The organism is Microbulbifer sp. MLAF003 (genome assembly GCF_030012965.1).
GTDB lineage: Bacteria > Pseudomonadota > Gammaproteobacteria > Pseudomonadales > Cellvibrionaceae > Microbulbifer > Microbulbifer variabilis.
Map to the genome: position 1 here is coordinate 1224731 of NZ_CP120232.1, position 19596 is coordinate 1244326.

Here is a 19596-nt window from a genome sequence, read left to right on the forward strand (position 1 = left end):
CTCAAATTTTCGGGGCCTTGTGCGATCCTTCTTTTGCACATTTTTTCTCATTCAGACAAGAGGCAACCTCCCGCAATGCTAGTTCTGCGTGGTGCTCCCGCACTGTCGAAATTCCGCCATAAAAAACTGCTCAATCAACTGCGCGCGCTGCAACCGACCATAGACGACCTCTACGCTGAGTTCGTGCACTTTGCAGATAGCGACTCACTGGATAACAAGGAGATGGCGCTGCTTGAGCGGCTGCTCCAATATGGTCCGACTGAGGAACAGCATGAGCCCAAAGGAGAGCTGATCCTGGTGGCGCCTCGTCCGGGTACTATTTCCCCCTGGTCTTCCAAGGCCACGGATATTGCCCACAATACTGGACTGACAAAAATCCATCGCCTGGAGCGGGGAATTGCCTACTACCTTACTGGCGTGGAATTAACTGACGCTGAACGCCAGGCTCTGGCTTCACAGCTGCACGATCGCATGGTTGAGGTGGTGTTTTCCGGCTTTGAGCAAGCGGAGCAGCTGTTCGTCGAAGAAGAACCGCGCCCATTGCGCGGAGTGGATATCCTCGAGGGCGGCCGCGAGGCGCTTGAGGATGCCAACGTTACCTTGGGCCTGGCTCTTGCCGAAGATGAAATTGATTATCTGCTCACCAGTTTCCAAGAACTGGAGCGTAATCCGACTGATGTAGAGTTGATGATGTTCGCCCAGGCGAATTCCGAGCATTGCCGCCACAAGATCTTTAATGCCTCCTGGACTATCGACGGCGAAGAGATGCCGCATTCCCTGTTTGGCATGATCAAGAATACCTATCGTAAAGGAGGTGACAATGTATTGTCTGCCTATGCCGATAATGCCGCAGTTGTGGCGGGCAATGTAGCCGGTCGTTTCTACCCCGATCCGGAAAGCAAGGAATATAGCTTCAGTAATGAAGCTATCCATATGCTGATGAAGGTGGAGACCCATAACCACCCTACAGCGATCGCACCTTTCCCCGGTGCCGGTACCGGTGCCGGTGGTGAAATTCGTGATGAGGGTGCGGTGGGTCGCGGATCCAAGCCGAAAGTCGGTCTGACCGGCTTTACTGTTTCCAACCTACAGATTCCCGGCTGGGAGCAGCCTTGGGAGTCCAATTACGGCAAACCCGAGCGTATCGTGACCGCCCTGGATATTATGATTGAGGGTCCCATCGGCGGTGCGGCATTTAACAACGAATTTGGTCGCCCAAATATCTGTGGTTACTTCCGTACTTTCGAAGAGAATTTTGACGGCGAGCGCCGCGGCTATCACAAGCCGATTATGCTGGCTGGTGGCTATGGCAATATCCGCGAAGAGCATGTGGAGAAGCCCGAATTTTCCCCTGGGGCCAAACTGGTAGTGCTGGGTGGCCCGGCCATGCTGATTGGACTTGGTGGAGGTGCCGCTTCCAGTATGGCCAGCGGCTCCAGCTCTGAAGATCTGGATTTCGCTTCGGTACAGCGCCAGAACCCGGAAATCGAGCGTCGCTGCCAGGAGGTTATCGACCAGTGCTGGCAGCTGGGTGAGAGTAATCCCATTGCTTTTATCCACGATGTGGGGGCGGGTGGTTTGTCCAACGCTTTCCCCGAACTGGTGAAAGATGGCGGTACCGGCGGCAATTTTGAATTGCGCAATGTGCCCTGCGATGAGCCGGGTATGAGCCCGCTGGAAATCTGGTGTAACGAATCCCAGGAGCGCTATGTACTGGCGGTTATGCCGGAAGACCTGGAGCGCTTTGAGCAAATCTGTGAGCGCGAGCGCGCGCCTTACGCCGTTGTTGGTGAGGCCACCGAAGACAAACACCTGCTCTTAAATGACAAGCAGTTCGATTCCAAGCCGGTGGATCTGCCGATGTCGGTACTGTTCGGCAAGCCGCCGCGCATGCACCGCGAGGCAGAAACTCGCCAGGTGGAAACCAAGGCGTTTTCCACTGCCGATATCGATCTGAATGAAGCGGCTGAGCGGGTGCTGCGCCTGCCCACAGTGGCTAGCAAGAGCTTCCTGATCACTATCGGTGACCGCACTGTAACCGGTCAGGTTTCCCGCGATCAGATGGTCGGTCCCTGGCAGGTGCCGGTGGCCGATTGCGCGGTAACTACCGTTGCCTATGACAGCTACGCTGGCGAAGCCATGTCTATGGGTGAGCGCACCCCGGTGGCATTGCTGGATGCACCGGCCTCGGGCCGCCTGGCAGTGGGTGAGGCAATTACCAATATCGCCTGTACCCCAGTGAAGCAACTGTCCGATATCAAACTCTCCGCCAACTGGATGTGTGCAGCGGGCCATCCGGGTGAAGAGGAAAAACTTTATCGAACCGTAGAAGCGGTGGGTATGGAGTTGTGTCCTGAATTGGGCATTACCATCCCGGTGGGCAAAGACTCCATGTCTATGCGCACTGCCTGGGAGGAAGAGGGCGAGCAGAAATCGGTTACTGCACCGCTGTCTCTGGTAATTTCTGCCTTTACTCCGGTAACTGATGTCCGCAAGACAGTGACACCGCAGCTGCGCACCGATAAAGGTGAGAGTGAGTTACTGTTTATCGATCTGGGTGCCGGCAAAAATCGCTTGGGCGGCTCCTGTCTGGCGCAGGTCTACAACGAGCTGGGTGACAAGCCTGCAGACCTGGACGATGCCAAGAAACTGAAAGGTTTCTTCGAGGTGGTACAGCAGGCTCTGAATGAAGACCTGATCATGGCCTACCACGACCGCGCTGACGGCGGTTTGTTTACAACCCTAGCGGAAATGGGCTTTGCCGGCCGCGTGGGTATGGATGTGGAAATCTACGAATTGGGTGAAGACCCGATTGCGGCGCTATTCAGTGAAGAGCTGGGTGCGGTATTGCAGGTTCCCGCCTGTGAAGCGGATATGCTGGTACAGCGCTTTGCCGCTGTGGGTGTACCCACCCACAAGATCGGTTACCTGAACAATAACGAACACCTGTGCATCACTAATAACGGTGTTGAAATCTTCAAGCGCTCCCGTGCTGAATTGCAGCAGATCTGGTCGGAAACCAGCTACCGTATCCAGTCCCTGCGTGATAACGCCGAGTGTGCCGAGCAGGAATTCGCTGCCATTGCCAAAGAAGACCCGGGCCTGACAGTAAACCTCACTTTCGATATCAACGACGATATCAGCGCACCTTATATCGTTAAAGGTATTCGCCCGAAAGTTGCTGTACTGCGAGAGCAGGGCGTGAATAGCCAAGTGGAAATGGCGCACTCTTTCCACCGAGCTGGCTTTAACGCTGTCGACGTACATATGAGTGACATCCTGTCTGGCCGTGTAGCGTTGGATGAATTCAAAGGTTTGGTGGGCTGTGGTGGCTTCTCTTACGGCGACGTACTGGGTGCCGGTGAGGGGTGGGCTAAAACCATCCTGTTCAACGGTCGTGCCCGCGATCAGTTTGAGGGCTTCTTCAATCGCAACGATACCTTCGGCTTGGGGGTGTGTAACGGTTGCCAGATGTTCTCAGTGATCAAAGAGCTGATTCCAGGTGCAGATCACTGGCCGCGCTTTGTGCGCAACCTCTCTGAGCAGTATGAAGCGCGCTTCGCACTGGTAGGCATTGAAGACTCACCTTCCGTGTTGTTTAAAGGTATGGCGGGTACTTACATGCCGGTTGCCGTTGCTCATGGTGAGGGTCGCGTAGAGTTTGCTGACCAGCAGGCGCTGGAGAAGTGTGAAGCTTCCGGCACTATCGCGATGCGCTACCTGAATAACAAAGGGGAAATCACCCAAACTTATCCGGCCAACCCCAACGGCTCGGTAAATGGTATTACCTCCCTGAGTTCTGAGGATGGCCGCGTGACTATTATGATGCCGCATCCTGAGCGTGTTGCCCGAGCTGTCAGCAATAGCTGGCATCCAGATGAGTGGAAAGAAGATTCCGGCTGGATGCGCTTGTTCCGCAACGCGCGGGTGTTTGTCGACTAAGTCAGATCTTCTGTCGGTGGTACTTTTCGGATGGGTGGAAATCCCAAGGTGCCCCGATGTTTGTCGTGGCGACATTGTCGTTGTCGCCACGATTTCCCTCCTAGGCTTTCACAGTTTTTAAATGTCCATGGCGCCTAATCCGCCATGCCAGAAGATGACTTGATATTTCCTGCTACACTTAAACGATTATTCGAAATAACTTTTTTCGCTATGGTGCAGTTATCTGTATCGATTATTGAATACTTTTCTGTTTGCTATGGGTGCTTGCAGCGAGGAAGGGCACTCATCATTCCCTCTCAATTTATCTTTTGTCCGCCAGTTTCTAACCAGAGCGGATCACGGCAGTACCCAAAGCATTTTTCCCCATTTAGCAAAAGTAATTAAGGAGATTGTCATGGCGTACAATGAAACATTGGCAGAAAAAGTGCGCAACCTACTGCAGGGAAATCAAGGTCTGAGTGAGAAACAGATGTTTGGTGGCCTGGCATTTATGTTAAATGGCAATATGGCTTGTGGTGTAGTTGGGGAAGAGCTAATGGTTCGTGTTGGGCCGGACAATTACCAGGATGCATTGGCGGAGCGCTATACCAGGCCAATGGATTTTACCGGCAGGCCCCTTAAAGGTATGGTGTATGTTGAAGAGGATGCCGTTGCGGAAGATTTGGATAACTGGGTAAATCGCGGTGCCGAGTTTGCCGGTTCTCTGCCTCCCAAGTAATTTTAACATAGCGAGGCCAGCATAACGGTGAGAAAAAGAGCCGACAATTGCACTCCGGTTCTGAAGCTTTATCTGCTATTTCCCCTCAGTAAGCCTTCTCGCTAAAAAACACTGTGCCATCTACAATCAGCGCCGAGCACTTTTAATAGAAGCCGTAGGAGATTGCTGTGACACTCGGTCGCGGTATTCGCTAAGGGTATCGATCATGTATTTTATCGAATTAAATAATGGTGTGGAAATTCCCCAGATTGGAATGGGAATGTCCGCGCTGGGCAGCTGGCAGCAGGATGATGAGTACGTCACTGATGTTATTTTAAAAGCTATCGCTATTGGCTACCGGTTGTTTGATACCGCTTCGATTTGCGGAAATGAGCGGGCATTGGGCCGTGCAATAAAGGAGTCTGGCCTACCCAGGGAAGAACTTTTTATTACCAGTAAAGTTTGGGATACGGAGCAGGGTGGGACAAAAACCCATGATGCCTTTGCTCGGAGCCTAGAGCGATTGCAGCTGGAATACCTGGACTTGTATTTGATTCAATGGCCTGTTCCCGCTTATACGCGTGAAACCTGGGAGGCTATGGAGGCATTATACCAGCAGAAAAAGGTAAGGGCGCTGGGCTTATCAAATTTTCGCAAATCGGATATCGAGCAGATTGCGACCTTTGCTGAAGTGCGACCGGTTATTAATCAAATAGAGTTGCATCCATACTTTACTCAACAGCCTTTGGTCGATTACTGCCAGTTTCACAAAATTGCTATTGGCTGTTGCTCTCCTCTAGGATCGGGAAGTTGGAGCGGTGTGCCTCTTGCTGAAAAGCCAATTGTGGATCCGGTGATAGCCGAAATCGCCGATAAGTATTCAGCTACGCCTGCACAGGTAATTTTGAAGTGGAATATCCAACAGCACCGTATTGTAGTGCCCAAATCGGAGTCCTTAGAGAATATTAGGACCAATTTTTTGTTGAGTGATTTTAATCTGAGTAATGCAGATATTCAGGTAATAAACAGCTTGAATTGTAATAAACGTTTTGGTGGTGACCCGGATTATGTACATAAAATTAATATGACTTTAAAAGTGCCGGATTAAGAGAGAACTTAAGAAATTTACAACTCTACTGATTTTGATGTCAGGTTCTTTGTTAAATTAAATTTTCTGGATTTCTCCATTTCAATCTTGATGTTTAGAAGTTATCTTGCGCAGAATTTCATAACTTGCAATAGCGCAGGCTGATGTCACATTCATTGAGGAGTTAACACCCTGCATAACTATATGTACAGTTGCATCGGCTATCTTCAATAATTCCTCACCAATTCCATCTTTCTCCGAACCTAGAACCAAACAGATCTTATCACCCCCGGTAACTGGGGCATGACTTAATTCAACACTATGTGATGTAATTTCCAGGCAGATAATTTGATACCCCTCTGTTTTCAATCGTTGGGCAGTTTTTAGGGCATCATTCTCGTATTGATAGGGGATCTGCTGTTCTGTTGAACGGGAAACTTTGCGGATCTTGGAGTTTGGCGGTACTAGGCTCTTTCCTGCCAGGTAAATTTTCTCCACGCCCAAAGCATCGGCAATGCGAAAGAGCCCCCCACGTTGCTGGGGGTACGGATGTCAGTGGCGAGGTAGCAGAGAGAAAACTTATGTCTGCCAGGTGAATGATCGTTGTGCTCTTTTTGCATGTTACTACTGCTGAAGTTCTTTGCCAGGTCCCTAAAATGTTTCAGGGGTGTTCTATTGTTGATGTCTGTGAGCCTATTTTGGCTTCTACGTGAGATCTACTCTGCAGCTTACGCATTCTCTCCACCAGGGAGGGTTCGCGACTGGCTTTCTGGTTTTGGATCTGCATGGCCTGGCGGTAGACTTTGTCCGATACAATAAACTCTTCGGCTCTTTGATTGATTTCACTATAGCGGGTGTTTAGCTCGGAGACCTTGTTGGAAAGGTGCTCGAGGTCGAGGATGCGGTCGAAGTAGAGTGCAATCAGGCGCTCACACTCCCTGGCAATCGCCAGGTATTCATTGCCTACTTGACGATGACCTTCGTAGTTCTTTTTGAAATTGAAAAAAGTCTGAATTCCCCCAGCAGCGCCGCTATTAATGCCAGTGCAGCGCCAGTCCATTTGGTCCAGTCAGGCAGTTCAGCATTGATCAGGGAAAAGAACAGGGAGCCTAAGAACAAGTTAACTACTACGATTGGTACACCGCAGAGCACGTGCAGGTTTCGGCCTTTCATAGAGGCCCGGAAGTGGCTGTGCTTACACAGGTGTGCGTTCCAACGCAATTTATCCAGTACTTCAACTGTATTGGGTATCGAACTCATGAATCCCTTCCGCCTGTTTTGCACTCACTTTGAGGGTGATAGTTTGCCGGATAATCATGATATGTACAGGAAAAGGGAGGGGAGGAATTATGGGCGTGTATGTTTTATAGGCAAGTTTTGTGTGGGGCCCCGTGTAAACAGTAAGTGAGTACCTGCCGAACAAAGCCCCAGTCTCTTGGCGTGGGATCAGAAACTATAGGTTATGCCCACTGCAGAGAAGTTGGCTTTATCATCTTGAATCTCGTAGACAGTGTGCTCCAGGCTAATACTCCAGTCACCAGTGGTCCAATTCACTTCCACACCATAGTAAGGGTTGCTGCCGCTATCCTTTTCATTGTCCCAGCTGTAAGACCTATAGTAGGGTTCTACCTCCAGCAGCTCACGATCACCGTTATACCAGTTGAGAGTACCGGAGGTCTCACTTTGGCCGCTATTGTTTTCACACCACTGGTGAACACCAAGGCGAATACCAGCATTTAGGTTTTGCTGAATTGGTGCTGTGAGAGCTAATCCTACGCTATAGGAGTTATATTCAGCTTCCTGTTTACTTTTGTAATCATAGTTTTCCACTATGAAATCATCATCGTCAATGTACCATTCGAGGCCGTGAACATTAGATTCATAGTCTCTGCGGATACTTCCCAGATCAGTCATACCCCCCTCAACAGCAATATAGCGATTTACCCGGTAGCCAAAAATAAAGGCATAACCTGTAGAACTAAGGTTCTCTCTAAGTGCGTAGGAGCTTTCTGAATCGAACTCTGTATGGCCGAGTGAAGCTTTCAAGTAGAAAGGTTTTTCTTCAGCGTAAACGCCGGTGCTGGTCAGCGCAATAAGGGTAACAAGAGTGGTGTATTTCAAAGGGTACCTCTAGAAGCAGATGCTCAAGCCTTTAATCAGTGCCTCCTACAAAATAATAGGGTTCGTTGAGGTCCCTGGCTTATGTGGAGGTCTTTAGCTTTTGCTTGGAAAGAAAATAACAAAATAATAAATTGTCACTATTGTACATTTGCGCCTGATTTACTAAAAGTGCCTCATTTCCAATTTGTAGGCCTGTCGGGCTTTCCTGGTAAGTGAATATTTGCTCTTTTGATGGCATTGTTGTTATCGATTGAGTGAAATTTAAACAGCGACTGATAGGGTTTTGTGTACTGCGGATACTTTTGGATTTTCTTATCTCAAACTACTGCGCTTAGTGTCTGCTTTCTTGTATTTTGTGTGCCCACCTGGAGGGCTGAGGACACCGAATCTGATTACCCGAAAGGATAGATAAACCAATAACAAATTTACCCTTACGCATTTTGGGGGCAGGTATGTCGATTGCGCGGCAGCGCTTCATAGTTTTGGGGCCATTGTTGGCAGTGGCTTTCTACTTCTTTTTATCCATGGTAGGGATGCAGTATCTGCCTGCAGTTACCGCAGCAATTACGTTGCTGACGGTAATCTGGTGGATTACTGAGGCCCTGCCTATTCCCGCCACGTCTTTGGTACCTTTTGTGCTTTTGCCCTTATTTGGAGTTGCAGACCACAAAATGGTAGCAGCCTCTTTGGGCAGTCATGTGATATTACTGCTGATGGGCGCATTTATTTTATCGAAGGCCCTGGAAAAGAGTGGTGCCCATGAGCGCCTTGCCCTCTATATGCTGCGTCTCTTTGGGGTCTCCAGTGGCCGGCGCTTGGTTTTGGGTTTTATGCTGGCTGCCGGGTTCCTCAGCATGTGGATTTCCAACACTGCCACAACCCTAATGATGTTACCCATTGCTTTGGCAATCCTCTCCCGCATAAAAAATGAACGTCTTACTATCGCATTAATCCTTGGTATCGCTTACGCAGCCAGCCTCGGGGGTGGGCACGCCCCTTGGGACCCCCCTAATGTGATTTTTATGGGAATCTATGAAGAGGTGACTGGCAGGGAATTCAGTTTCTTGGGTTGGATGAAGGTGGGAGTGCCGGTTGCCCTGGTAACTTTACCAATAATGGCTCTTTGGCTAACCCGTAATGTGCATCTGAAAAATAAAATTGAACCGCCGGTGATTGGAGAGTGGCGGGCTGAAGAAAAGCGCACACTGATAGTTTTTGGAGTGGCAATCTTTTTTTGGGTTACGCGCAACGCACCATTTGGTGGCTGGAGTGATTGGCTGGGAATTGGGGCTGCCGGGGATAGTACGGTCGCCCTCGCGGCAGTGGTAGCCATGTTTATGGTACCGAATGGCAAAGGGGGGCGTCTGCTGGATTGGCAGACTGCTGAGACAATCCCGTGGGGAATGCTACTGCTTTTTGCTGGTGGTATTGCCCTTGCCAAGGGCTTTACTGCCTCAGGGTTGAGCGACATGCTTGGGAATGGGCTCTCATTCCTGACTGCAATGCCGCTGTGGTTGATGTTGGTTATTTTGTGTCTTGGGGTTACTTTCCTGACAGAGATTACCAGTAATACAGCTACGGCGACTTTACTAATGCCGATCCTCGCTGTAGCGGCCACCTCCGCAGGTTTCGATCCCATGGTGTTGATGATTCCCGCCGCTATGAGCGCAAGTTGTGCTTTTATGCTGCCAGTTGCCACGGCGCCTAATGCCATTGCCTATGGCACAGGAAAGGTGCGTATGCAGGATATGGTGCGGGAGGGTGCAGTGCTGAGCGTGACCGCTTCACTCATTATTGCGGGGATGTGTGGATTGATATTGGCATAGAGCGGCTGGCAGTTGCTTTTTTGATCGTCTGGTCATGTATTTTGAATAAGAAAATGGAACTGTAGAGGAATAAGAATCAATGAAAACCACCACCGCGACGTTAGTACTCGCCCTGGGCCTTGCCGCTTGTGGCAAGTCCAGTGATGAGACAGCTAACGCTAATTTAGATGCAATAACACCTTCTGAGCAGCCATCGGCTCCAGTTGCTAAAAAAGTGCCTCATAAGATGATTGTGCACGGTCATGAGCGTATAGATAACTACTATTGGATGCGCGATGATGAACGCAAGGCTCCAGAAGTCATCGCGCATCTTGAGGCGGAAAATACTTATACTGATACTGTTATGCGCCACACTAAAGAGTTGCAGGAACTACTCTTTGAGGAAATGACGGGGCGACTGGAGAAGGATAAATCAACTGTACCTGTGTACCACAATGGATACTGGTATTACACCCGTTACCTGCCGGAAAAAGAATATGCTATTCATGCACGCCGTAAAGGTAGCCTGGAAGCTGCTGAGGAGGTGATGCTGGATGTCAACCAACTGGCGAAAGATTCAGGTTATTTCAGTGTTGGGCGCCTAGGGGTGTCTCCCAGCAATAGGTTGTTGGCATATCCGGAGGATAATGTAGGGCGTCGTGTTTACACTATTCGTTTCAAAGATCTGAAAACTGGGGAATTGCTGCCTGATAAGTTGGAGAATGCCTCCCCGGTAGCTGTTTGGGCTAACGATAACCAGACAGTTTTCTACATTAATAAAGACCGCCAGACCTTGCTTGGTTATCAGGTAATGCGCCATAAGTTAGGGACGCCGCAAAGTGAAGATGTCGTTGTTTATGAAGAGCGTGACAAAGCATTTTATACTTGGATTTCCAAATCAAGAGATGGGGAGCTGGTGAGGATTCACCACAGTTCCACAACCAGCAGTGGCCAGTCAATCCTGAATGCTAACGCCCCGCTCACTGACTTTTCACCTTTGCATCCCCGCGAAGAGGATCATGAATATTCAGCTCTAAAGCTGGGAGATGAATTTTATATCCTGACCAATTGGCAAGCTGAAAACTTCCGCTTGATGAAAGCTGCACTGGCAGATGCTGCAGATAAGTCTAAGTGGCAGGAGGTGATACCACACAACAACGATGTTTTATTGGAAGATTTCACCTTATTTAACCATCACCTTGCTGTGATAGAGCGAAAAGCTGGTCAAACGGGTCTTAGGATTATCAATCTCGAGAACAATAAAGATATTCAGGTAGGTTTTAATGATCCAGTATATAGATTGGGCCTGAGCGCGAACCCCAACCTGGATTCTAATAGCGTACGGGTATCTTATTCGAGTTTGACGACACCAAATAGTGTTTATGAGGCCGAGCTAGATACCGGTAATCTGGAGCTGCTTAAGCAAGATATAGTTCCTGGTGGCTTTGATCCAGAGCACTATCAAAGTGAAGGCATTCTGATTACTGCCCGCGATGGGGTAAAAGTGCCGGTATCTCTTGTGTATCGGAAAGATAAATTCCGGCAGGATGGTTCTAACCCTTTACTGCAGTACGCTTATGGCTCCTATGGTAGTACGGTGGACCCCTGGTTCCGCTCTTCTGTGATTTCACTGCTTGATCGCGGCTTTGTATTTGCGATTGCTCATATTCGCGGCGGCCAAAAATTGGGGCGGGCTTGGTATGAAGATGGAAAGATGTTCAATAAGAAGAACACTTTTACGGACTTTATCGATGTAACCAAAGGCCTTACTAAGATGAAGTATGGCGCTCCAGATAAGATATTCGCTTCAGGCGGTAGTGCCGGTGGTCTGTTAATGGGGGCCGTCGTGAATATGTCTCCGGAGTTATATCGGGGAGTGACTGCGGCAGTACCATTTGTCGATGTTGTGACCACTATGCTGGATGAGTCTATTCCTCTGACAGTCAACGAATATGATGAATGGGGAAACCCGAATAATAAAGATAGCTATGAATATATGCTGTCATATTCACCCTACGATCAGGTGAAGGCACAAGACTATCCCAATCTGCTTGTAACTACTGGCCTGCATGACTCCCAGGTACAGTATTTTGAGCCTATGAAGTGGGTGGCTAAGTTACGTGAGTTTAAAACTGATAAAAACCGGCTGCTGTTCAATGTAAATATGGAGGCCGGACATGGCGGCTCTTCCGGTCGCTTTCGCCGTTACCATGAAACTGCTTTGCAGTATGCCTTTTATCTGGATCTCATCGGGCAGGAGGCAGTTGCTGTACCTGTAGAGTAACTGGAGTCTCACTTTAAGAAACGCGCACTTCTCCACTTTGAGGATGTAGCGAAAGTTGCAGCTTGGAAATAAGGGAGGCAAAGCTTTTGGTAGGCTTGCTTCCCTTTTCTAATTCAAGAGAGAGTGAAATTTACTTATTTGCGGTAGTCAAGCGGTGGCTTGCGATTGCCGAGAAGGGGGATGTACTCAAAGCTCTCTCCACGCTTTTGGCTGAACTCTTGCTTAGCCTGTTCCACCAGTTCAGGGTACTTCAGTAATTGAATTCCAGTGAGTGCCAGGGTTTCTGCAGCTAAAAGCATCCCTTTGTGACCAATACTTGTCCCTCCTGCCGCTACGGCCTGCCAGGTATGGGCTGATGTGCCCGGAACCCAGGTTGCGGTGGTAAAACCGCCTGTAGGCACATTCCAACTTACGTCCCCCACATCGGTGGAGCCGGGGAAGGGGGCCTCGCTAGGGTTATAGTCGACAATGTTTTCTTGGTCACCGATTTGACGACCGGGGCGGTGAGTAAGTCCCTCCAGGTTCTTGGCAAATTCCAATTCATCGGTTGAGTACTGGATACCGCCAAATTGCCGCATACTGGAATCGATAAGGCGATTCAGCGTTTGGTTTGGTAGAAGACTATGGTTACCATGAATTACCTCCCACTCCACTTCAGTACCTGTGCCTTGGGCGGCAGAGCGCGCTATCTCTTCCACACGTGACCATACTGGCTCTAGGTCTGCAGCGCTGCGATCACGTACATAGTAAAAGACCTCTGCATTGGCTGGAACGACATTGGGTGCCATTCCACCATTTGTAATTACATAATGAATGCGGGTGCTGTCTGGTACATGTTCACGCAACATGTTTACCATGAAGTTCATAGCCTCGACGCCGTCCAAAGCGGAGCGGCCATGTTCAGGTGCAGCGGCTGCATGGCTGGCAATACCCTTGAAACGAAATTTTGCAGACTTGTTTGCCAGGCTGGATTGTGGGTGAGCTTCATTTTGGTCACCCGGGTGCCACTGTAGAACTATGTCGGTATCTTCAAAAGCGCCAGCTCTTACCATATAGACCTTGCCAGAGCCTCCCTCCTCAGCTGGCGTACCATACAGGCGAATCTCACCGTCCGTGTCAGTTTCCTGTAACCAACGACTGAGCATAACCGCTGCTGTTGTTGATCCAGCGCCAAACAAGTGATGTCCACAGGCGTGCCCAGCGTTCTGCTTCTCAATCGGGCTATGGTAGGGCACCGCTTTTTGGGAGACTCCGGGTAGCGCATCCATTTCTGCCAGTAGTCCAATGGTTGGTCCTCCTCGTCCCTGTTTAAAGGTGGCGACGAAAGCAGTGGGTATGTCTGCGATACCCTCTTCGATCCTGAAACCCGCAGCTTTCAACTGAGCTTGGATGGCCGCACTGCTGAGGGTTTCCTGATAACCTACCTCGGCCAAACTCCACAGGTGATCAGCGAGTTCAATAGCCTGGGATTTCATCTGTTCAGATTGGCTGCTAACCCAACTAGCATCCTCTGGTAGTGATTCAGGCCCTGAAGCATCTGCTGTAGCAACTGAGATAGCAAAAATAAGGGCGGGGAGTGTACGTCGGACCATATGGAACTCCTGCTGTTATAAAATAGATATTCAAGAAAGTAGGTGTATACAAAGTATCAGTTTGGGGAGAGTTTTTCTCTGTTTTCATTACTCAGGTGAGTCCTAATTTACTCACCAGAAATCAGGCTGGGAGTGAGTCCCTATTTAAAAGTCTCTTGTCATTTTACTAGTCGTCCTTGCTTTAGGCTGATATAAGTCGGTATGAATTTTTACGGAGTATTTTTACATGCGTAATTTTTTAGATATTGAGGCTCCGGTAATTGATAGATTTGGAGGAGAGGCAGGCCTTGAAGCAAGATTGACAAAACCCAAGGCGGCGGAGCAGATCCAGTCTATTCCCAATAGTCAGTGGCTATCTGCCGCCTCAAGGGCTGTTTTTCAGGCGGGATTTAGCTGGAAGGTGGTGGAGAAAAAATGGCCAGGTATTGAGAATATCTTTCATGGGTTTGACCTATCTTTTTGCCGGTACTTGCCGGAAGAGGTACTTGATGACCTGATGCACCAGGAGGGAATGATAAAGCATTGGACGAAAACACGATCGATACCAAGGAATGCAGATTTTTTTGGCAGCTGTCTAATAAGCACGGCAGTCTGGGAAGCTATTTTTCCAGCTGGAATACAGCTAATTATATAGAGAATCTAAAGTATCTGCGTAGGGGCGGAGATAGGTTGGGAGGTAAAACTGCTCAAGTATTCTTACGCCGAATGGGGGTAGATACTCTGGTTTTTGCTAGCGATACCATAAGGGCGCTTGTCAGGGAGGGAGTAGTGGATAAATCTCCCTCTTCAAAAAAGGACTGGGCAGCATTGCAAGAAGCAATTGAAACCTGGCAAATGCAATCCAATCGCAGTTTGAATGAAATTAGCCAGATATTGTCACTATCTGTAGGGTGAGTTTAGGGGTGCTGGATAGGGGATGGTGATAGCTATCCAGCGCTTCATTCAGATACCGAAGTCAAGCCCTTATTCAAAGGCTGATTTATTGGGTTCTGGACTCAGACTGAATTCTAAAATCTACTGCAAGATCTGCTTCATATAGAATCTCATCAAAGGAAGGTTCCTGCTCGAAAGAGTAAAGGTCATCCTGTTGTACTCTGGAGCCAGTGACTACGACTTCCTCAATAGCCATGGCACCACCGGTGGCTCGAAAGTACGTGTTATTTTTCCGAATGCCGACGGGTATTAGTTTTACACCCAAAACCATCTCATAGTCGGTTTTCTGTTGTAAAATATTTTGTAGGGCTTGAGACTGTACCTCTTTGTTGGTCTGCCTCTCTTTTGAATGCTCAAATGCAGTGTTTACAATCATTACCTCTTTATTTTGATCTGCGAGCCGGGCGACAGCTTGTAGCTGATCTTCTCCCTCTATTGTAATTGCTACTCGATTCATTACTTTGTAGCTGTTAGGCCTTTTGCCTAGCCAGCCAAATTGTGGAGAGGAAGAAAATCTGGAGTTCTTGATTTTATCTTGATCAATGCCTGTTGTAATGAGGCTCTGTCGGAGCTTTGTACGAAGAGAGTGATTTGCTGTGATGGCATCTGATAATTGTTCTTCTTCGGTAGTAACGACTAAGCTGATGATGGCACGGTCAGAATAAGCGGTTTCTTCAGCGCTACCACGGATTGTGACAATATTGTCTACAGGATATAGGATTCCGCGTAATTCTTGGGGAGAACCCTTTATCTCTGGTTCTGCTACGCAGATATTGGATAGAAGAAAGGTAAATAACAGTAGCATCCTGTTCATTTTGATTTCTCACTTTGAAAAGTCGTTGTTGGTGGGCTTATATTAAAAATTAGCTGAAGTTGTAATTATATTTGCAAATCCCGCCGAGGTCATTAATTAGTCATAAGTGACCAAAATCACTAAAAACTGATTTAAATTGCCAAAGTGTGACAAGTTGAGTGTTAGGCGTTCTGGGGAAATAAATTCTGATTTTTATCAAATAATTTTTCTAGATGACTTTGGGTCGCCCGGGGGCTAAGGAAAGTCTTTTTAGGGAATTTTTCTGGCTAATTTCATCTATATAAAAGCTTTTATCTATACTTTTCCCAGGTTTTTATCCTATGCATATTTATTCCCCGGGCTTACTTTGAACCAGTAGACACTTTTTGCTTTAGCTACTTCGCAGAAAATCGATTGCATAGCCTTTAAGGTCGGCCGTTGTTTCTAGGTGGGACAACCTGGCTAGGCCCAGCCAATAACTATATTTGTAGCGACTTTCTGGAAGAGCAGAACTCATGGGAACATTATTTAACAAGAAATTACTTGCAGTTACCTTAGTAACACTTCTGACCGCCTGTGGTGGGGGCGGCGGGGGAGACTCATCTTCTGATACTGACCAACCTGCAGGAGATGGTGGTAGTGGACAGGGTTCCGGTAATGGGCAAGGAGGCGCAGGTGATACGCCAATATCAGATAATGTCGGTACTTCAGTGATGGTCGGTGATGTAGAAGTCACTGAGCTTGGATTTGCCACTTTGACAGCTGTGGATGTGACCTTGCCTGATGCAATGAATAACGCCAAAGAAGTCTATCAAATGGCTCACTATATTGCTCGGACAGATGGTGAGCAGAATGAAAATGACATTGATATCCCTATTCGTAACTATGTAGCTACCTGTGCGACGGACACCGAGACCCCCCGAATGTTTGTCTCAACAACTTTATCTGAGGGGACCAGCGCTGACGATACCACCTATGGTTCCGTGTATGAACTAAAATATAACCCCGAAACCTCCAGCTTCGACCAGACAGGCAATGCGACAATTTTAAAACAATGCCATGAATCCCATGGTATTGCCGCGAGCAAAGATTGCTCCCGAGTGGCAGTACTTTGTAATACAGATTACCAGGCGCATGAACGCTACGAGGTTCAAGGGGACCTTGTGGAGCAGTATGGTAGCGGTTGGATGACAATGGAAGATAATATTGACAAAATTGAAGCACGAATTAGTAATGAAATTGGCTTAATGGTGGCCACTAATCATGGAAAATTCATTGATTTCTTCACTGAGCACCCGACATTAAAATTTGATGATTTTCTCCCCGGTTTGAAAAGCACGTTCCCTGATACTGATTTCGGTGAATCACCTTCCTTTACTATCATTAAAGGTGCTGAAATGCAGGAGGAAATGGAATATATCATAGATAATTTATCCTCTGCCGATCACGATGCTCTTCTACAACATATTCGTGACAATGGTTACAAATATAATGATCAGATATGGCTGCTGGAGTGGGAGAGCGAAGCTCTGAGTGAAACGCCCGATGCTTATGTAGTAAATAAAATGCATGGCGGATCTCATGTGGGAACAGAAGAATTGGTTTACGTGGATACAGATAGCCAGGGGAGGTCTAGCTATGCTTTCTCGGCCTCAGCCCGTGTATTCGATAATGAAGGGGACTCACATTATTCTGCGGGCTTAACGGTTATCAATCGAAATGATTGGTCGCTGAATATGAGTGGTTCGGATAATCGCGGTTGGTATTGGGCTTGTGGCGATGGCCATGTTGTCAATATCCGGGCATTCTATAATCCCGATAATGAGAAATATGGGGCTCTTTGCACTAGCGACTGGAATGACTGGATTGGCAGCACTCACGGTCAGCTTGGAACTATCGCGATTAAAATGGAAACCTCAAGTTCGAGCTCTGAAGGCTATTTTAACCATTTTGTACCTTCAACCGCGGCAATGGTCTCCAATGGTGGAGGGCATACTGTTGTGCCCCTGGATGCAGATACTAATTTGTCATTAATTGTCTCTCCAAAATTTATTGCTGATGCCGATATGGATCGGTTTCTACAAGATGAAGTGGGTGTAGACCCTAGCAAAGAGGGGCCATTTGACGAGGAGTGTTCAGATTATGATGAAAATAACTGCTTCCTCTCTTATATGTCTTACAATTATTGGTACCCAGAGAAAGCCCAGTTTCCTTCAATTGAGCGTCAAGGACTTTATTCAGGAGATGCTCTGGATCCTTCCTCTCTGACACGCATTGGTATTGCTAAGGTCAATGGTAGTGGAAGCATTAGTGGGCAAGGCTTTAAGTGGCTGGTAGAGGATAATGATTGCCAGGTTAGTGATCCTCAGCTAGTTGACTTAAAAAATGGTCGTTATTTATTCGGATATGCCAAGTTCCAGTGTATCTCGGATAACTTACCCTTTGATCGAATTTATAGCCCAAAGTCATTACGTCTCTTGGTTCCCAAAGCCTACTATGTGATGGAAATTGATGCGGACTTGAATGTTCTTGAGGGGCCGATTCAGTTGCCTAATCATGGTTGGGGTGGATTGGATGAGCCTATGTATATGGGTGGTGGCAAGGTAGCTTGGAGTTACATCAAGAACCCAACTTTTGAAAACTATGGTGGTGGTCAGCAGAATACGTGGCAGGCGATGATTTATCACTCAAAAAGCGTTAACTAATTCGATTGTAATTTGATCAGCAGTTTTAATTTTCTGCGCGCTTTTTATAGAGGGTTTGTTGACTAAAAAAGGGGGGAAGCCCCCTTTTTCACATTTGCTATTTTTCGGCCTGGTTAAAATTTGGACAAAAAATCTATCCAGATGTGGGGTTCTTCCTGTGCGGTCTGTTTGATTTACCAGGGCTTTGGTCAAGATTTATAAGTTTTTTAAAATATATTTGGTTAACTGCCTGAATTCTTGCCTTCTGACTAACTGGTCTGCAAGCATGTCGCTCCGGGTTCTCGTTTGGCGCTTGAAGTCCTATTACCGCAATATCTTCTCCAGATAAGTTTGCCAGTCCAAAAATAGTATTCCGGCCAATAAAAATAATTTTTTGGAAGTGTGAAGTGGGGCTGGGAAAAAATATAAGGATACAACAATGACATTCTACAAACGATTGGGTGTAAGTCTCTCTCTTGCACTTGCTGGGCTCATGGCGTCAGCTTTTGCAGCAGCTGACAACTGCTATATTCTCGTCCATGGTCATGGTACCGAAGGGCATATTAAACAGCGCACTGATTCTCAAGGTAAGCTGGAACAGCCAGCCCTGGATTATTGGAGCGAGGCCTTCTTTGATAAATACAATGGTAGTAATTTTATCCAGCAGTTGCGCATGAACGGTGGCAACTACGGAGTAGTTGGATATAACTCCACCGATGAGGGTGAAATGCCCTATTGGCATGATGGTACAGCAGGTGAGATTGCCCGGCAGATCATTGATATTCGCAGTGGTAAGGGAGATGGATACCAGCATGATAATCAGTGTGAAGCCGATGATACCTTTTGGGTGATTGCTCATAGCCAGGGTGCGGCGCAAATGATGTACCTCACCGGCAATGCTGTACCCGGATCTCCTTACTACAATCGCGCTTATAACCAGTTTGACACAAATACTGTTACTGAAAGCTCAAAGGTTTGTACTGGCAGATGGTTCTGGAAGAGATGTAAAACCGAAACCAAGACCTATAACGTAGCTGGTTTAGATGACCGTTATGCGGTTGAGGTTGACTTTAATAAAGCGATTAGTGGTATTGCTGCAATTTTCACTACTGGTGGTGCTATTACCGGCACAGAATTTGTCGATCGGCTGTGTAACGGTAGTTGGATAGAAAGCGTGGTCAATGATCTGTTTATAGGTCGAGAGTGCTCAGCGGTGCGCTATCTGCAGACAAATGATGTTTATGCGGTGCGTAACTATGTAGGTACAAATTTGGCTGCACCGGTTTATACCATTGGCGGTTATGCGGGCTTCCCTGGCATTGCAACTGCAAGTTCCCTGTTGTTGGGCGGTGAAGACGACGGTTATATTAACCTGGCGTCTCAGATGAACTGTTCTGGCTCAGGGAAGCGCAACCTCTACTCAAACCTGAAAGAATACAAAACCTTCCTGGGTATCGCATACGGTAGCGCGATCTTCTCCTGTGATAATGATCACAAAGGTACTGCACGCTCTTATAACCTGGCGAGCCTCTATACTGACCATGATGCTCAGCGTAACGGCGGTATTATGGCCCCAGACTACACTGGTATCCCCGGTGGCCTGAACTGTGGTGCCGGTAAAAATACGGCTGGTCGTATTGCTGCCTGTACAGAGTAAT

General features: G+C 47.8%; 13 protein-coding genes and 1 pseudogene. 9 read left to right on the top strand and 5 right to left on the bottom strand.

All coding sequences use genetic code 11. The features are described 5' to 3' along the window. Nucleotides 1-75: 75 nt before the first annotated feature. The 3 genes from purL (at nucleotide 76) to P3339_RS05925 (ending at nucleotide 5747) form a co-directional block, all read left to right on the top strand. Nucleotides 76-3942: a phosphoribosylformylglycinamidine synthase gene (gene purL, locus P3339_RS05915; RefSeq protein WP_282952702.1), complete on the top strand. Its 3867-nt coding sequence runs from the start codon at nucleotides 76-78 to the stop codon at nucleotides 3940-3942. A 394-nt stretch (nucleotides 3943-4336) separates the two neighbouring features. Further along, nucleotides 4337-4660 (top strand): TfoX/Sxy family protein, encoded by a 324-nt coding sequence (locus tag P3339_RS05920; RefSeq protein WP_020412695.1) that lies wholly within the window; start codon nucleotides 4337-4339, stop codon nucleotides 4658-4660. Nucleotides 4661-4865: 205 nt separating this feature from the next. Next, nucleotides 4866-5747 (top strand): aldo/keto reductase, encoded by an 882-nt coding sequence (locus P3339_RS05925; protein WP_020412696.1) that lies wholly within the window; start codon nucleotides 4866-4868, stop codon nucleotides 5745-5747. An 81-nt stretch (nucleotides 5748-5828) separates the two neighbouring features. Here P3339_RS05925 and P3339_RS05930 read toward each other — a convergent pair. The 3 genes and pseudogenes from P3339_RS05930 to P3339_RS05940 all read right to left on the bottom strand — a co-directional run. After that, a pseudogene (locus P3339_RS05930) lies at nucleotides 5829-6245 on the bottom strand (TrmH family RNA methyltransferase); the annotation flags it as partial. Between the two features lie 142 nt (nucleotides 6246-6387). Further along, nucleotides 6388-6786, bottom strand: coding sequence for an SLATT domain-containing protein (locus P3339_RS05935; protein WP_282952703.1), 399 nt, complete (start codon nucleotides 6784-6786; stop codon nucleotides 6388-6390). A gap of 386 nt (nucleotides 6787-7172) precedes the next feature. Beyond that, nucleotides 7173-7847: an outer membrane beta-barrel protein gene (locus P3339_RS05940; protein ID WP_282952704.1), complete on the bottom strand. Its 675-nt coding sequence runs from the start codon at nucleotides 7845-7847 to the stop codon at nucleotides 7173-7175. 452 nt (nucleotides 7848-8299) lie between these two features. On the opposite strand from P3339_RS05940, the gene P3339_RS05945 reads away from it, so the two are divergent. Then, on the top strand, nucleotides 8300-9673 hold the full coding sequence (locus tag P3339_RS05945; RefSeq protein WP_282952705.1) for an SLC13 family permease: 1374 nt from the start codon (nucleotides 8300-8302) through the stop codon (nucleotides 9671-9673). Nucleotides 9674-9752: 79 nt separating this feature from the next. Continuing rightward, nucleotides 9753-11936, top strand: coding sequence for a S9 family peptidase (locus P3339_RS05950; RefSeq protein WP_282952706.1), 2184 nt, complete (start codon nucleotides 9753-9755; stop codon nucleotides 11934-11936). A gap of 134 nt (nucleotides 11937-12070) precedes the next feature. Here the strand turns inward: P3339_RS05950 and P3339_RS05955 are convergent, their stop codons facing one another. Then, nucleotides 12071-13528 (bottom strand): amidohydrolase, encoded by a 1458-nt coding sequence (locus P3339_RS05955; RefSeq protein ID WP_020412702.1) that lies wholly within the window; start codon nucleotides 13526-13528, stop codon nucleotides 12071-12073. Nucleotides 13529-13754: 226 nt separating this feature from the next. Here P3339_RS05955 and P3339_RS05960 point away from each other — a divergent pair, with 226 nt between their 5' ends. Both P3339_RS05960 and P3339_RS05965 read left to right on the top strand, forming a co-directional pair. Then, nucleotides 13755-14162, top strand: a complete 408-nt coding sequence (locus P3339_RS05960; RefSeq protein WP_282952707.1) for a DNA-3-methyladenine glycosylase I — start codon at nucleotides 13755-13757, stop codon at nucleotides 14160-14162. Nucleotides 14163-14197: 35 nt separating this feature from the next. Beyond that, nucleotides 14198-14422 (top strand): hypothetical protein, encoded by a 225-nt coding sequence (locus tag P3339_RS05965; protein ID WP_282952708.1) that lies wholly within the window; start codon nucleotides 14198-14200, stop codon nucleotides 14420-14422. An 85-nt stretch (nucleotides 14423-14507) separates the two neighbouring features. Here the strand turns inward: P3339_RS05965 and P3339_RS05970 are convergent, their stop codons facing one another. After that, a complete protein-coding gene (locus P3339_RS05970) occupies nucleotides 14508-15275 on the bottom strand; it encodes an SIMPL domain-containing protein (protein WP_282952709.1) in 768 nt (255 codons plus the stop codon). A 494-nt stretch (nucleotides 15276-15769) separates the two neighbouring features. Here P3339_RS05970 and P3339_RS05975 point away from each other — a divergent pair, with 494 nt between their 5' ends. Both P3339_RS05975 and P3339_RS05980 read left to right on the top strand, forming a co-directional pair. Further along, entirely contained in the window at nucleotides 15770-17959 is a 2190-nt protein-coding gene (locus tag P3339_RS05975; RefSeq protein ID WP_282952710.1) for a hypothetical protein, read from the top strand. Between the two features lie 418 nt (nucleotides 17960-18377). Next, nucleotides 18378-19595 (top strand): hypothetical protein, encoded by a 1218-nt coding sequence (locus P3339_RS05980; protein WP_282952711.1) that lies wholly within the window; start codon nucleotides 18378-18380, stop codon nucleotides 19593-19595. Nucleotide 19596: the final 1 nt, after the last annotated feature.